The 13,833-nt window shown below is 65.7% G+C and carries 13 protein-coding genes and 1 pseudogene; 11 read left to right on the plus strand and 3 right to left on the minus strand.

The annotated features are described in order from the left end of the window. The 4 genes from AO716_RS17575 to AO716_RS09780 form a co-directional block, all read left to right on the plus strand. Nucleotides 1–452, plus strand: a 452-nt coding sequence (locus tag AO716_RS17575; protein WP_200907614.1) for an IS30 family transposase, incomplete at its 5' end; no start/stop codon positions are given. Between the two features lie 325 nt (nt 453–777). Continuing rightward, on the plus strand, nt 778–951 hold the full coding sequence (locus AO716_RS17445) for a hypothetical protein (RefSeq protein ID WP_160317922.1): 174 nt from the start codon (nt 778–780) through the stop codon (nt 949–951). Between the two features lie 34 nt (nt 952–985). Further along, nucleotides 986–1,141 (plus strand): hypothetical protein, encoded by a 156-nt coding sequence (locus AO716_RS17450; protein ID WP_160317923.1) that lies wholly within the window; start codon nt 986–988, stop codon nt 1,139–1,141. 39 nt (nt 1,142–1,180) lie between these two features. Then, nucleotides 1,181–1,660 carry a hypothetical protein gene (locus AO716_RS09780; RefSeq protein WP_055240698.1) on the plus strand — a complete coding sequence of 160 codons (480 nt, stop codon included), beginning with the start codon at nt 1,181–1,183 and terminating at the stop codon, nt 1,658–1,660. Nucleotides 1,661–1,734: 74 nt separating this feature from the next. Here the strand turns inward: AO716_RS09780 and AO716_RS09785 are convergent, their stop codons facing one another. Beyond that, nucleotides 1,735–2,379, minus strand: coding sequence for an NADPH-dependent F420 reductase (locus AO716_RS09785; protein WP_055240699.1), 645 nt, complete (start codon nt 2,377–2,379; stop codon nt 1,735–1,737). 201 nt (nt 2,380–2,580) lie between these two features. Between AO716_RS09785 and AO716_RS09790 the strand changes: the two genes are divergently transcribed. The 7 genes from AO716_RS09790 (at nt 2,581) to AO716_RS09820 (ending at nt 11,804) form a co-directional block, all read left to right on the plus strand. Then, complete coding sequence (locus tag AO716_RS09790) at nt 2,581–3,237, plus strand: IclR family transcriptional regulator (protein WP_055240700.1); 657 nt, start codon at nt 2,581–2,583, stop codon at nt 3,235–3,237. 33 nt (nt 3,238–3,270) lie between these two features. After that, on the plus strand, nt 3,271–4,944 hold the full coding sequence (hutU, locus tag AO716_RS09795; protein ID WP_055240701.1) for a urocanate hydratase: 1,674 nt from the start codon (nt 3,271–3,273) through the stop codon (nt 4,942–4,944). 67 nt (nt 4,945–5,011) lie between these two features. Then, nucleotides 5,012–6,211 (plus strand): allantoate amidohydrolase, encoded by a 1,200-nt coding sequence (locus AO716_RS09800; protein ID WP_055240702.1) that lies wholly within the window; start codon nt 5,012–5,014, stop codon nt 6,209–6,211. Between the two features lie 50 nt (nt 6,212–6,261). After that, on the plus strand, nt 6,262–7,599 hold the full coding sequence (locus AO716_RS09805) for a formimidoylglutamate deiminase (protein ID WP_055240703.1): 1,338 nt from the start codon (nt 6,262–6,264) through the stop codon (nt 7,597–7,599). A gap of 41 nt (nt 7,600–7,640) precedes the next feature. After that, on the plus strand, nt 7,641–8,840 hold the full coding sequence (locus AO716_RS09810; RefSeq protein ID WP_055242096.1) for an amidohydrolase family protein: 1,200 nt from the start codon (nt 7,641–7,643) through the stop codon (nt 8,838–8,840). A gap of 139 nt (nt 8,841–8,979) precedes the next feature. Beyond that, nucleotides 8,980–10,731, plus strand: a complete 1,752-nt coding sequence (gene ctaD, locus AO716_RS09815; protein WP_055240704.1) for a cytochrome c oxidase subunit I — start codon at nt 8,980–8,982, stop codon at nt 10,729–10,731. A gap of 122 nt (nt 10,732–10,853) precedes the next feature. Next, the gene (locus AO716_RS09820; protein WP_055240705.1) at nt 10,854–11,804 is read left to right on the plus strand and encodes a zinc-binding dehydrogenase; all 951 of its coding nucleotides are present in this window, start codon (nt 10,854–10,856) and stop codon (nt 11,802–11,804) included. Between the two features lie 31 nt (nt 11,805–11,835). Here the strand turns inward: AO716_RS09820 and AO716_RS09825 are convergent, their stop codons facing one another. Together AO716_RS09825 and AO716_RS09830 are read right to left on the minus strand one after the other, a co-directional pair. Next, nucleotides 11,836–12,735: an alpha/beta fold hydrolase gene (locus AO716_RS09825; protein WP_235472054.1), complete on the minus strand. Its 900-nt coding sequence runs from the start codon at nt 12,733–12,735 to the stop codon at nt 11,836–11,838. Between the two features lie 90 nt (nt 12,736–12,825). Beyond that, nucleotides 12,826–13,696: pseudogene (locus tag AO716_RS09830) on the minus strand (SDR family oxidoreductase). Between the last annotated feature and the right edge of the window lie 137 nt (nt 13,697–13,833).

Here is a 13,833-nt window from a genome sequence, read left to right on the forward strand (position 1 = left end):
GCCTGATCATCGGGACCGGTTCCAAGTCGGCTATCGGGACACTGGTGGAACGCTCGACCCGGTTCACGATCCTGCTGCATCTGCCAGAACGCCATACCTCCGAGGCCGTGGCCGAGGCGATGATCGCTGCTATGAAGCACCTGCCGGCCGACCTGCTGCGGACGGTGACCTGGGACCGGGGCGCGGAGATGGTCAAGCACCGGCAGATCACCATGGAGCTGGGGGCGCCTGTGTATTTCTGCGACCCTCACTCACCCTGGCAGCGAGGCACGAACGAGAACACAAACCGGTTGCTGCGGCACTGGTTCGAGAAGGGCACGGATCTGAGCGTGTATTCCAAGGCCGATCTGCGAAAAGTCCAGGACTCCTTGAACCGCCGGCCCCGGCCGACGTTGGGCCTGGCGACACCAGCCCAAAGACTTGCGGAGCTGCTGCACCCCGCAGCAGCCTGAAACCCGCGTTGCACTAATCGGTTGACTCCGCCCCCACTTTAGCGACGTCAAGTCACCGAGGGTTTGCGTAAATGGAGGCTAAACGACGTTATGTCACCGAGGGTTTGGCGGGCTGGGCCACAGGTCGCGCGGGTGGCCAATCCGCAGCAGCGGACCAACGAGTAGGAATTCAGGTACTGGCTACAGCAGACAGCCAGAGGGTTTCGGGCTAGATTCGGTCCGCCGGGGCGCCCGTTCCGGCACAGTCTCGTATCCCGGGGGATTCTGGTGGAGGCAACGACTCAGGTGAGCCTGCCTGCGCGGGTCCGGCCAGAACGGAGTTGCAGTGACCCTCACAAAGAAGATCGGCCTTGCGTTTTTGTGTTTCGTGGCCGCCACTGTACTGCTGGCATTCCTTGTTCCAGACGGCTCGCCCCTTCTCGGCGCTCCCGGAACCGTGTTGCTCATCTACGTGGTCGGGCTCGTTTATCGCAGAAACGTGGAAAAGAGGGGAAGGTGAGGCTGTTTGGAAAATCGATACTGGCGACCGGGCCATGAGCTGGAAGCGGTTCTGGGCCATCATGGCCGTCTGCCTGGCGCTCATGGTGCTGGCGATAATGCTCGTGCTGGATGGCGGCGACATCAATCACCCGGACTTCATGTGCAGGTTCGGCATGGGCCGCAGTTCGTGGGTATGCGACCAGTCTTGACTGTCCATCGCGCAGCCATCTGACAACGAGGAGTGATGAGTGGACATTTCCTGGCCCGGACTGATCATCGGAACGCTGATGACCGCCGCCTGTATTTTCGCTTTTCGCAAGAGGGACGCCATCAGCGGTTTCGCCAGCTCCCAGCCTGAGTTCTTTCTGGGGAAGAAGGTCGCGACGAAGGTGGACACGGGCCCGGAGCGTATGAAGGCAGCTCTCCTGTTGCCGATCCTCGGCGGAATCGTGATGGGAGCAGTGTTGGTCATTCTGTCCCTGACCGGGGTTATGGCACGTTCTGCCCACGACGGGCCTGATCCTTTGAGTCAGGGATTCGACCCGCTGGTGCTCGTTTTTATTGTGCTGGTGCTGATAGCCCTGGGGTTCGGCGCACTCGGGCTTATCCAGACTGTCGTCCGCAGGACAAACCCGCCAACCCCCGCACAATTGAGGGGCCTGGGGCTGGCCGGCATGGGCTTTATGGTGGCAGCGGGTGTGGTCTTCTACTTCATAACCAGCAGCTAGCCACTCAAAAAACCACGACCGGCCCGCGCCCCGGATAGGAGCGCGGGCCGGAGCGGTAAAACCGGCGAGAAAAGCTACGCGGCCGGAACAACCTTCAGCGCAGAATTCCACTGGTAGGCGGGAAGCTCTTCGTTGGCGGAAAGCAGGATGTGCAGGAAGCCCATGTGCTCGAGCTGGCGGGCACGGCGCTGCGGGCCGACGACGACGGGATTCAGCCCTGCAGCGGAAGCGAACTCGACCACGGCCTGGGTTGCAGCGGCGTCGTCCCCTGCGATGAGTACATCCAGCGGGTGTCCGGCAACGGTTCCGTTCGAGAGGGTGGCGGCGAAGGTTGTGTTGAAGGCCTTGACCACCTTTGCCCCAGTTGCCTTCTGCAGTTCCTCGGCCGCGGAGCTGTCAGCGGGAACGGACAGCGAATCGAAGGTTGCGAAATCCACGGGGTTGGTGATGTCCACGTACACCTTGCCGGTCAGTGCATCGCCGTACTGCTCCGCGATGGCCCGGGAGGCGTCGAAGTAGACCGCCGGAATTACCAGGGCGCCGGTGAGCTGCTCACCCAGGACTCCGGTGGTGATCTTCCCGTCCAGTTCTGCCGCGAGGGAGTCGGCCTTCGCCTTGTCCTCGTGGGCCAGGAGCTGGACCGAACGTCCCGCTGCCACTGCTCGGGCAGCCAGCCCGCGCGCCATGTTGCCGGTACCGATGATGGTGAGATCAGTCATTGTCTTCTTCTTTCGAAAGAGGGGGAAACGGAAAGCCACTGGATTCTTTTCGGATAGGGGCGGCGGCGAAAACCGCCAAAAACTTGAAGCTTCAACTACTATTGCACAACTTTATTGAAGCTTCAACTAGTGTGGGAGTCTAGCCACCTAGTGAAATTGCTGTTTTACTAGGTGGCAATACCGAGCGACGAAAGCAGCAGCATGGCCGAGACAGCCAAGGCAGACAGCACCACCCGGACAGTTGAACGCGCGCTGTCCCTGCTCAGCGTGGTGTGCCGGCAGGGTGCGGTGACGCAGTCCGAAGCCGCCAAAGCTGCAGGCCTTTCCACCAGCACCGCGCTGCGTCTGCTCCGCACCCTGGAAGGAACCGACTTCCTGCGGCGGGAAGAGAACGGGACCTACCGCCCCGGGCCGGCGATCGTTCAGCTCGGAGTCCTCGCCCTGAGCTCCGAATCACTGATCGCCACCTACCGCGACGCGATGGACCGGATCGTGGATCAGACCGGTGAATCCACCTACCTCAGCATTCCGGCAGCGGGCGGCCACGGCCTGTACATTGCGATCTCCGAAGGCACGCAGTCCGTCCGGCACGCCAACTGGGTGGGCCGCCGGTTCGATCTGGAAACCAGTGCAGCTGGAAAGGCGATGCGCGGCGAGGTCGACGGGACCGGCTGCGCCGTGGTGAGCGACGGCGTCGAACCCGACATCACGGCCATCGCCGTGCCGCTGACCGCAGGCGGAAAAGCCGTGGCCGCCATGAGCGTCGTGGTACCCAGCTACCGCGTGACCCCCGGCCGGATCAAAGACATCAGCCAGATACTGGCCACCGAGACAGCCGCAGTCCACGCCTTCGGCTAACCCACCTTCCCGACAACGACGACGGAGAACCCCATGAACGAAAACACCCCGCGCACCGTCCGTGCCCCGCGCGGTACCGGCCTGAACGCCCGCAGCTGGCAGACCGAAGCGCCCCTGCGGATGCTGATGAACAACCTGGACCCCGAGGTTGCCGAACGGCCCGAGGGCCTGGTGGTCTACGGCGGCACCGGCAAGGCTGCCCGGAGCTGGGAATCCTTCGACGCGATTGTCCGCACCCTGAAGACTCTCGACGACGACGAGACCCTCCTGGTCCAGTCCGGTAAACCCGTGGGTGTCTTCCGCACTAATGAATGGGCGCCGCGGGTACTGATCGCCAACTCCAACCTCGTGGGGGACTGGTCCACCTGGCCCGAGTTCCGCCGGCTGGAAGCCGAAGGCCTGACTATGTACGGACAGATGACCGCCGGGTCGTGGATCTATATCGGCACCCAGGGCATCCTTCAGGGCACCTACGAGACCTTCGCTGCCATCGCGAACAAGCGGTTCGGCGGCACCCTGGCCGGCACCGCCACGCTCACCGGGGGCTGCGGCGGAATGGGCGGCGCCCAGCCGCTCGCCGTCACCCTCAACGGCGGAGCGGTACTGATTGTCGACGTCGACGAGTCCCGGCTGCAGCGCCGCGCCGGCAAACGCTACCTCGACGACGTCGAGACCGACCTCGACGCTGCCCTCGCCAAGGTGATGGCGGCCAAGGCCGAAGGCCGGGCGCTCTCCGTGGGCCTGGTCGGCAACGCCGCGGAGGTCTTCCCCGAATTGCTCCGCCGCCGGAACGCCGGCGATGGTGCGGACTTCGACATCGTCACGGACCAGACCTCAGCGCACGATCCGCTCAGCTACCTCCCGGAAGGCATCCGCATGGAGGACTGGCACCGCGAAGCCGATGCCGATCCGGTGGGTTTCACCAAGAAGGCCCAGGCTTCCATGGCCCGGCACGTTGAAGCCATGGTCGGGTTCCAGGACGCCGGCGCCGAGGTGTTCGACTACGGCAACTCGATCCGCGACGAAGCCCGCCAGGGCGGCTATGACCGCGCCTTCGACTTCCCCGGCTTCGTCCCCGCGTACATCCGGCCGCTGTTCTGCGAGGGCATGGGGCCGTTCCGCTGGGTGGCGCTCTCCGGCGACCCGGCGGACATCGCCGTCACGGACGCCGCACTGAAGGAACTCTTTCCGGAAAAGCAGCACCTCCACCGCTGGCTGGACGCCGCCGCGGAACATGTCGAGTTCGAGGGCCTGCCGGCCCGGATTTGCTGGCTGGGCTACGGAGAACGCGCCAAGGCCGGGCTGCTGTTCAACCGGCTGGTCGCCGAAGGCAAGGTGTCCGCACCGATCGTGATTGGCCGCGACCACCTGGACTCCGGATCGGTCGCGTCGCCGTACCGGGAAACGGAGGCCATGAAGGACGGTTCCGACGCGATCGCTGACTGGCCGCTGCTCAACGCCCTGCTGAACACGTCCTCCGGTGCCACGTGGGTCTCCATCCACCACGGCGGCGGGGTTGGGATCGGCCGGTCGCTGCATGCCGGGCAGGTTTCCGTGGCGGACGGCACCGAACTGGCCGCCCGCAAGCTCGAACGGCTGCTCACCAATGACCCGGGTACTGGGGTCATGCGGCACGTCGACGCCGGCTACGGCGAGGCGGCGCAGGTCGCCAAAGAGCGCGGCGTCCGCATCCCCATGGCCGAATAGGCCCGCGCCTCCGGCCATACCAAGCTTGAACCAGCACCACCGATCCAACCCCGGCAAGGACACCAGCATGGCAGCAGTTACCACCCTCCTCGAAGCGATCTCCGGCATCGGCCGCGACCCGGTGCGCGGCGGTTACAGCCGTCCGGTCTTCTCCGCGGCGGAGACGGACCTGCGTTCCTGGTTCGTGTCCGAAGCGCAGGCCCGTGGTCTCGACGTGGAGACTGACCGCAACGGCATTCTGTGGGCCTGGTGGGGCGAACCCCAGAACGGTGCCCTGGTCACCGGAAGCCACCTGGACTCAGTTCCCGGCGGCGGCGCGTTCGACGGGCCGCTGGGGATCGCCGCTGCCCTGGCCGCCGTCGACGTCCTGAAGGAACGCGGTGTGCAGCGCAACCGGTCGCTGGCCATCACGGTGTTCCCCGAGGAAGAGGGCTCCCGCTTCGGCGTCGCCTGCCTCGGTTCGCGGCTACTGACCGGTGCCATCGACCCGGACAAGACCCGGAACCTGCGCGACGACGGCGGAACCACCTTCGCGGAGGCCGCCCGGGCCGCCGGGCTGGACCCGGAACATATCGGCCGGGACGAGGAAGCACTGGCCCGGATCGGCGATTTCGTGGAACTGCACGTGGAACAGGGCCGCGGGCTCGGTGAGGACGGCCCGGCCGTCGCCGTCGGCAGTTCGATCCTGGGCCACGGCCGCTGGAAGCTCACCGTGCACGGCCAGGGCAACCATGCCGGCACCACGCTGATGGAGGACCGGGCGGACCCCTTGGTGGCCGCAGCGCAGATCATCTCAGCCGTGCAGCAGGCCGCGTCGGCCGAGCCCGGGGCCCGGGCCACCGTCGGCCGGATCTCGGCCGTCCCCGGGGGCACCAACGTCATCCCGTCACGGGTGGACCTGTGGCTGGACGCCCGACACGAGGAGGACGCGGTCACCGCACAGCTGGTGGAAACCATCCACGGCAAGGCCCAGAAGATCGCCGCCTTCGAAGGCTGCTCCGTTTCCCTGGCCCAGGAATCCTTCAGCCCCACCACCTCGTTTGACCCGGCCCTGCAGCGCCAGCTCCAGCTTGCCCTGCCGCAGGCGCCCGTCCTGGCCACCGGAGCAGGGCACGACGCCGGGATCCTGGCCGGGCATGTGCCGGCGGGTATGGTCTTTGTCCGCAATCCCTCAGGCATCTCGCATTCCCCGGAGGAGTACGTGGAAGACGCCGACGCCGATTATTCGGCCGAGGCCCTCGCCGACGTCCTGGAGTCACTGCTGTGACCCGCCCGTCAAGGGCGGTCTGGTGTGAACGGGCCGTTTGGGACGGCCGGATGGGGGCCGGAGTGCGGCTCAGTGTGGACACCGGCGGCATTGTGGCCTCCGTTGAAACCGGCACCGATGCCCGCCCGGGGGACCTGGTGCTGAACGGCATCGTTTTCCCCGCTGCCTCCAACGCCCACTCGCATGCCTTCCACCGGGCCCTGCGCGGGCGCACACACCTCGGCGGTGCAGGGAGTTTCTGGACCTGGCGGCAGGAAATGTACCGCGCCGCCGGCGCGCTTACCCCGGCGCTTTACGAGGAACTGGCCACCGCCGTTTTCGCCGAAATGGTCACGGCCGGCTACACCTCTGTAGCGGAGTTCCACTATGTCCACCACCGCCTCGACGGAACGCCGTATGCCGGGCACGCGATGGAACTGGCACTGGCGCGTGCTGCCCAGAGCGCAGGAATCCGCTTGACCCTGCTGGACACCTGCTACCTGTCCGGCGGATTCGGCGAGCCGCTCAGCGCAGAACAGGCACGCTTCAGCGACGGCAGCGCAGACGCCTGGCTCAGGCGGCTCACCGACCTGAGGCACGCTTTTGAAGCGGAGTTCGATCCGGCATACGTTTCCGTCGGCGCGGCTCTACACTCCGTGCGGGCGGTTCCCGCGGAGGCGCTTCAGACGATCGCCGACGGACTGGACCCCGAACTGCCGCTGCACGTTCACGTCTCCGAGCAGCCGGCGGAAAACCAGGACTGCCTCGAAGCGACAGGGCTCACCCCTGTCCAGCTGCTGCACCGGCACGGGCTGCTGGGACCCCGGCTGGCCGCCGTGCACGCCACGCATCTGGCTCCGGAAGACATCGCGCTGCTCGGGGACGCCGGAGCAACAGTCGTAATGTGTCCCAGCACCGAAGCGGACCTCGCAGACGGAATCGGACCTGCTGCAGCACTCTCCGAGGCCGGGTCGCGGATCGCCCTTGGCTCAGACCAGCACGCAGTGCTTGATCCGTGGCTGGAGATGCGAGCCCTGGAACATGGCGAACGGCTGTCCTCCGGAGTCCGCGGGCGGTTCAGTCCCGCGGCCCTGCACGCATCACTGTCCGACGGCGGTGCTGCCGCCCAGGGCCGCCGCGCTCCGGGCTTCGCGCCGGGCAGGGTCTGCGACCTCATGGCGGTAGACCCGCACACCGTCCGGACCGCAGGATCCGACCCTGCGCAGCTGGCACTGACCGCCACCGCGCAGGACGTCACCGCCGTCGTCATTGGCGGCGCTCCGGCAGCGGACCGGGGGCGGCACCTTCGCCTGGGAGACCCTGGTCCGCTGCTGGCCGCGGCCATCGTGAACCTCGATCTGGCTGGGAGCGCCCCCGCCGCAGAACCCGTAAAGGAGGGCCGGCGGTGAGCGGCTCGATTCTGATTACCAACATCAGCGAACTGTCCACCATGGATCCTGCCCGCGGTGATGACGCGGTGATTCGGGATGCCGCGGTGGTGTTCGAAAGCGAGCGCATCAGCTGGCTTGGTTCCGCCGGCGCCGCCCCCGCCGCTGACCGGATGGTCGACGCCGGCGGGCGGGCCATGCTTCCCGGCTGGGTCGATTCGCACACACACCTGGTCTTCGCCGGGGACCGCAGCGCCGAGTTCGCTGCCCGGATGGCGGGGGAGAGCTACAGTGCCGGCGGCATCGCCGTGACCATGGAAGCCACGCGTGCCGCCGGGGACTACGATCTCACCCGGATGCTGCTGGCGCGCCGGGCCGAAGCCGCCGCAGGCGGAACAACCTGGCTGGAAACCAAGACCGGATACGGGCTGGATGTTGAGCAGGAAACCCGCAGCGCCCGGATCGCTTCCAGCGTGGTGGATGACGTGACCTACCTGGGGGCGCACCTGGTCCCGGACGGCCTGGACGGCGACGAATACACCGACCTTGTCTGCGGTCCCATGCTCGCCGGTGTGCTGCCCTACGTGCAGTGGGCCGACGTGTTCTGCGAGCGCGGCGCCTTCACCGAAGAACAGTCCCGCCGGGTACTCAATGCCTGCCGGGACGCCGGCCTGGGCCTGCGCGTCCACGGCAACCAGCTTGGCCCTGGCGCCGGGGTGCAGCTGGCGGCCGAATTCGGAGCGGCCAGCGTGGATCACGTGAACTACCTGTCTGCGCAGGACATCGACGCACTCGCCGGAACCTGGACCGGCTGGAACTCCTCCACAGGGACGGGAACTCCGGGGACCGTGGCCACCTGCCTGCCGGCCTGCGATCTCTCCACCCGGCAGCCGCTGGCCCCGGGCCGGGAACTGCTGGATGCCGGCGTCGAAATCGCCCTGGCAACGAACTGCAATCCCGGCACGTCCTACACCTCATCCATGGCGTTCTGTGTGGCGACGGCCGTGCTGCAGATGGAACTCAGCGTTCCCGAAGCCATCCGTGCCGCGACCTACGGCGGGGCGCTCGCACTGCGGCGGCACACGGGGAACGACGCCGACGGGCAGCGGGCGGTGGGCTCGATCGCCGTCGGGCACCGGGCAGATATCCACCTGCTGAACGCGCCGTCTGCCGCTTACCTCGCCTACCGCCCCGGGATGCCCCTCACAGCTGCGGTCTGGCGGGCCGGGAAGCGGGTTCCCGGGACAAGGGCAGGCAGCTAAGCCGGGGCGGACACGGCAAAAACCCTGTGCTGCCTATGGACCTGCCCCGTAGGGGGTCCTACGATACAAGGCACACTGGCCTGCGAGCGGCGGGGCCCGTGTACGGACTGAACCTCCTGCGGACCCCTAGGCGGCGCTGATGTCTACGTTGAAGTATTCGGCAGATGAAGGAACAACCGTACCGCCGCGCGTCGTGCCGGTCTCCCGCGGCCGCATCGTCGTCGACTGGCTGACCACCACCGACCACAAGAAGATCGGCTACCTGTACCTGATCACGTCCTTCATTTTCTTCTGCCTGGCCGGGGTCATGGCCCTGATCATCCGGGCCGAGCTCTTCCAGCCGGGACTTGAAATCGTCTCTTCCCGCGAGCAGTACAACCAGCTGTTCACCATGCACGGCACACTGATGCTGCTGATGTTCGCCACCCCGCTCTTCGCCGGCTTTGCGAACGTGATGATGCCGCTGCAGATCGGGGCGCCGGACGTCGCGTTCCCGCGCCTGAACGCCCTGGCCTACTGGTTCTTCCTCTTCGGCTCCCTGATTGCGATCTCAGGGTTCCTGACCCCGCAGGGAGCGGCATCCTTCGGCTGGACGGCGTACGCACCGTTGTCCAACACCACGTTCTCGCCCGGTATCGGCGGGGACCTGTGGGTCTTTGGCCTGGCGCTGTCCGGATTCGGAACCATCCTCGGCTCGGTCAACTTCGTCACCACCATCATCTGCATGCGCGCTCCCGGCATGACCATGTGGCGCATGCCGATCTTCACCTGGAACACGCTGGTCACCGCCATCCTGGTACTGATGGCGTTCCCGCCGCTGGCAGCCGCGCTGTTCGCCCTGGGAGCGGACCGCAGGTTCGACGCCCACATCTTCGATCCGGAGAACGGCGGGGCCATCCTCTGGCAGCACCTGTTCTGGTTCTTCGGCCATCCGGAGGTCTACATCATCGCGCTGCCGTTCTTCGGGATCATCTCGGAAATCCTGCCGGTGTTCAGCCGCAAACCGATCTTCGGCTACAAGGGCCTGATCTTTGCGACGATCGCGATCGCGGGCCTGTCCATGACCGTCTGGGCACACCACATGTACGTCACCGGGCAGGTGTTCCTGCCGTTCTTCGCGATCATGACCATGCTCATCGCCGTGCCCACCGGCGTGAAGTTCTTCAACTGGATCGGCACCATGTGGCGCGGTTCCATTACCTTCGAGACGCCCATGATGTGGGCCCTCGGATTCCTCATCACGTTCCTGTTCGGCGGGCTGACCGGCATCATCCTGTCCTCACCGCCGCTGGACTTCCACGTTTCAGACACCTACTTTGTGGTGGCCCATTTCCATTACGTGGTCTTCGGCACGGTGGTGTTCGCGATGTTCGGCGGGTTCTACTTCTGGTGGCCAAAGTGGACCGGCAAGATGCTCAACGAGCGGCTGGGAAAGATCCACTTCTGGCTGCTGTTCCTGGGCTTCCACCTGACCTTCATGATTCAGCACTGGCTCGGTGTGCTGGGCATGCCGCGGCGCTATGCGGACTACCTGGTGGAGGACAACTTCACGGCGATGAACCAGCTCTCCACCATCGGTTCCCTGATTCTCGGGTTCTCCATGATTCCGTTCTTCTGGAACGTCTACGTGACCTGGCGGCGCGGGAAGAAAGTGGAAGTGGACGATCCGTGGGGTTTTGGGTGCTCACTCGAATGGGCCACGTCCTGCCCGCCGCCGCGGCACAACTTCACGTCGCTGCCCAGGATCCGGTCCGAGCGGCCGGCACTGGACCTGCACCACCCGGAGCTCAAGCCGCGGGCCAATGAGAAGACCGACAACCCCGTGGCCAGTGTGCTCGGCGCAGCCGACATGGGATCCGAGGATCCGAAGAACCCCGACCCCCGGCAGTAGGGCGGGGCCTAGGTTGCGCCCACTTCTAAACTGGAACCAAGGGGATTCCACCACTGGAACGTGCCATCAGAGTGCACGCGCAGGGGCAATGCCGCCCTTCGGCCCCGGTGAGAGGAGTTGTTGTGAAAGCCTGGCAGTACATGGGGGGGCGCAAGCCGATCCAGCTAAATGACATCCCGGAACCGGTTCCGGGTCCAACGCAGGTAATCATCGACGTCAAAGCCGCAGGGCTCTGCCACTCCGATGTGATGTACATGGAAGTCGGGGACCAGGCCATGCCGTTCCTGCCCATGACGCAGGGACATGAGAACGCCGGGGTCGTCACCGCCCTCGGGAACGAGGTCACCGGTTTCAAGGTGGGCGACGTTGTGGGAGTCTGCTCCTCAGGAGTGCAGCCACCGCTGGGGATGTTCACGCCGGGAGGGTTCGCCGACAGACTCGCAGCTGACTACCGGGACCTTGCCAGGGTTCCCGAAGGGCTGGACCTCTCGCTGGCTGCCCTCGCCACTGATGCGGGCATGACCTCCTACCACGCCATGATCAAGGTTGGCGGCGCGGCGAAAGGCATGAAAGTAGGTGTCATCGGCTTCGGCGGCCTGGGGCAGATCGGCGCCCGAGCGGCTGTGCTCACCGGTGCCGAAGTCCACGTCGCGGAGATGAAGGAAGAAGCCTGGGATAACGCCCGCGAGGTTGGTGCCGTCAGCTGCGTCAAGGATGCAGCCGAATGGGTCCAGGACCCGCGCGCCGGCGGGGACTTTGACCTCATCGTGGACTACGCCGGCTTCGACACCACGCAGAAGGCCATCAACGCCGTGAAGCGCGGCGGCAAAGTCGTGCAGGTCGGTCTGGGAAAACCCACGTTCACGGTGGCAACCAACACCATCCTGGGCAAGAAGCTAGAAGGCTCGCTTGGCGGCACCGTGGAGGACATCGAGGAGGTCTTTGACCTGATGCTGCGTGGGGAGATCCGCCCCGGTTACGAGGAAATCGGTTTCGAAGAGATCGCCAACGGCCTTGAACGGCTGAAGAACAACGAGGTCCTTGGCCGCCTGGTGGCGAGGTTTGGCGACTGAGGACAGCTCTGCGACACCGGCCCCGCCGCGGTTAGGGGCGGATTAAACGCGCGGAACCCTCCCTGAGCCGGGCGGCAAGGTCTGCGGCGTGCGATGCCGGCCACCAGTGGCCGGCATCGACGACGGTGAACCGTACCTGAGGCGCGAACTCCTCCACACCCTGGTTTAGGGCCGGGGAAAGGAACGGATCGTGCAGCGGCACAATCACGTCCACGGCTATCTGGACGGTGCCCAGCACCGCGGGCTGCTCCGGGGAAGCGAGGTTGGCCCGGTACAGGGCCAGGCCGCGCTGCGGGTTGCGTCCGGCAGGCCGCTCCTGGGTTCGCTGATAGAGGCTTGATCCGATTACGGAAAAGAAGAGTTCGGGAAGCACCGGGATCTGGAACGCCCCCACGTAGGAACTGCGCAGGCATTGCTGGAACACATCGGGCCAGCGGTGCGGCGTCCGCAGCCGCTGGGCGAACCAGCTGCGGAAATGCTGCAGGTCGGGCCCCGAGATGCTGAGGTACCGGGAGAGCCGGGACTGCGCCCGCGGATCCCGCGCAGCCGCCCAGCCCTGAATAGAACCCCAGTCGTGGCCAACCAGCTGTACGGGTCCGGCCGACTTCGCTTCCAGGACCGTGTACAGGTCATCGACCAGCAGCGGCAGCCGAAAGTTCGACAACGCGGTTTCCTGGACCGTGGAGAGTCCTGCGTCGCGGGTGTCGTAGGCGATGACGTGGTGGTCTGCGGCCAGCAGTGCGATAACTCCGGCGAAGACCCTATGGTCGTCGGGATAGCCGTGCACCAGCAGCACCTCGGGCACCCCCGGTCCCGGCTCTGGGCCGTATTCGTAGACCGCAAGCTGGGCACCGTGGCCTCTCACCCAGCTTCGCCGTTCGGTGGGATGCAGGGGAGCGGGGGCAGTTGGGCGGGTTCCTAGGAGGCTCACTGTCATGTTCCTTCCATCCGGACGCTTTCCTCCGCGCTGCAGCCAGCGGCGCGTGGCCGCTAGCCTACCTTCCAACGTGCGGCCCCGGTCCTACCGGTTGTCCGACAGTCTGGTGAGGGCTGCACTGATCGCCCACAGGTGTGCGGCGGCCCTCTGGTCGTAGCTGCGTCTGGATGACCTGCGCACTTTGCCCCTGCTGAAGTACGTCCCGCTCACCGCTTCGAGTTCGGAAGCGGAAGCCAGCCGGACCGAAGTGGCAGCCCCCGCCTCCGCACGCTGCATAAGGGGCCTCAGCAGCGGCACGAACACGCGCTGGGCCGCTCCGGGGTCCTCCGTCCCGAAGGACGTGCTTACTATTCCGGGATGGAGAACATTGGCAGTTACCCTGCTGCCCTCCAGTTTCCGTGCCAGCTCGTAGGTGAAAAGCACATTGGCGAGCTTTGACTGGCTGTAGGCCCGTGCTCCCGAGTAGGAGTTTGCCCCCTGGAGATCATCGAAATCGATCCGCCCCGAGGCATGTGCGTTGGAGGAGACCGTCACCACCCGGGCAGATGAACTCTCCCGCAGCCGCGCCAGCAGCAGATTGGTCAGCAGGAACGGGGCCAGATGGTTCAAGGCAAATGTTTGCTCGAGACCGTCAGCGGTGACGTGCCGGGTGTTCCAATACCCGCCGACGTTGTTGACAAGTACATCAATGCGGGGAAGCACTGCCAGGATTTCTCCCGCCAACCGCCGAACGTCGGCCTGGGAAGAGAGGTCACAGGTAAAGACGTCTACCCTCCCGCCGCTTTCCTTCCTGATCTCTTCCGCAGCCGCCTGCGCGGTCCGGTCTGCGACCGGTGACGGCGAGGCGCGCACCCATTGCTGCCAGTTTCTGCGCGGTAGCCAGGCCGATCCCGCCGGTGGCGCCGGTGACCAGCACAGTTCTTCCCTGCATTTGGCGGCCTTGGCTCTGTTCCATGGCATGGATCCTCGAGAATGAACTTCGTCCGAACCACTCCCGCCCAGAAGTAGTCCGGCACCTTGTCCCTTCACGCTACGTCCGAAATCCCGCGTAATCGACAGGTTCAGCATTCGAACTCCTGCCGGCTGGATTCG

Origin of the sequence: Arthrobacter sp. Edens01 (assembly GCF_001307035.1) — a bacterium.
In the GTDB taxonomy this organism is placed as follows: Bacteria; Actinomycetota; Actinomycetes; order Actinomycetales; family Micrococcaceae; genus Arthrobacter_B.

Coding starts and splice junctions, on each gene's coding strand:
- AO716_RS17450 (WP_160317923.1), top strand. CDS start 986: ATGAGCTGGAAGCGGTTCTGGGCCATCATGGCCGTCTGCCTGGCGCTC.
- AO716_RS09785 (WP_055240699.1), bottom strand. CDS start 2,379: ATGACTGATCTCACCATCATCGGTACCGGCAACATGGCGCGCGGGCTG.
- AO716_RS09790 (WP_055240700.1), top strand. CDS start 2,581: ATGGCCGAGACAGCCAAGGCAGACAGCACCACCCGGACAGTTGAACGC.
- hutU (WP_055240701.1), top strand. CDS start 3,271: ATGAACGAAAACACCCCGCGCACCGTCCGTGCCCCGCGCGGTACCGGC.
- AO716_RS09800 (WP_055240702.1), top strand. CDS start 5,012: ATGGCAGCAGTTACCACCCTCCTCGAAGCGATCTCCGGCATCGGCCGC.
- AO716_RS09805 (WP_055240703.1), top strand. CDS start 6,262: ATGGGGGCCGGAGTGCGGCTCAGTGTGGACACCGGCGGCATTGTGGCC.
- AO716_RS09810 (WP_055242096.1), top strand. CDS start 7,641: ATGGATCCTGCCCGCGGTGATGACGCGGTGATTCGGGATGCCGCGGTG.
- ctaD (WP_055240704.1), top strand. CDS start 8,980: ATGTCTACGTTGAAGTATTCGGCAGATGAAGGAACAACCGTACCGCCG.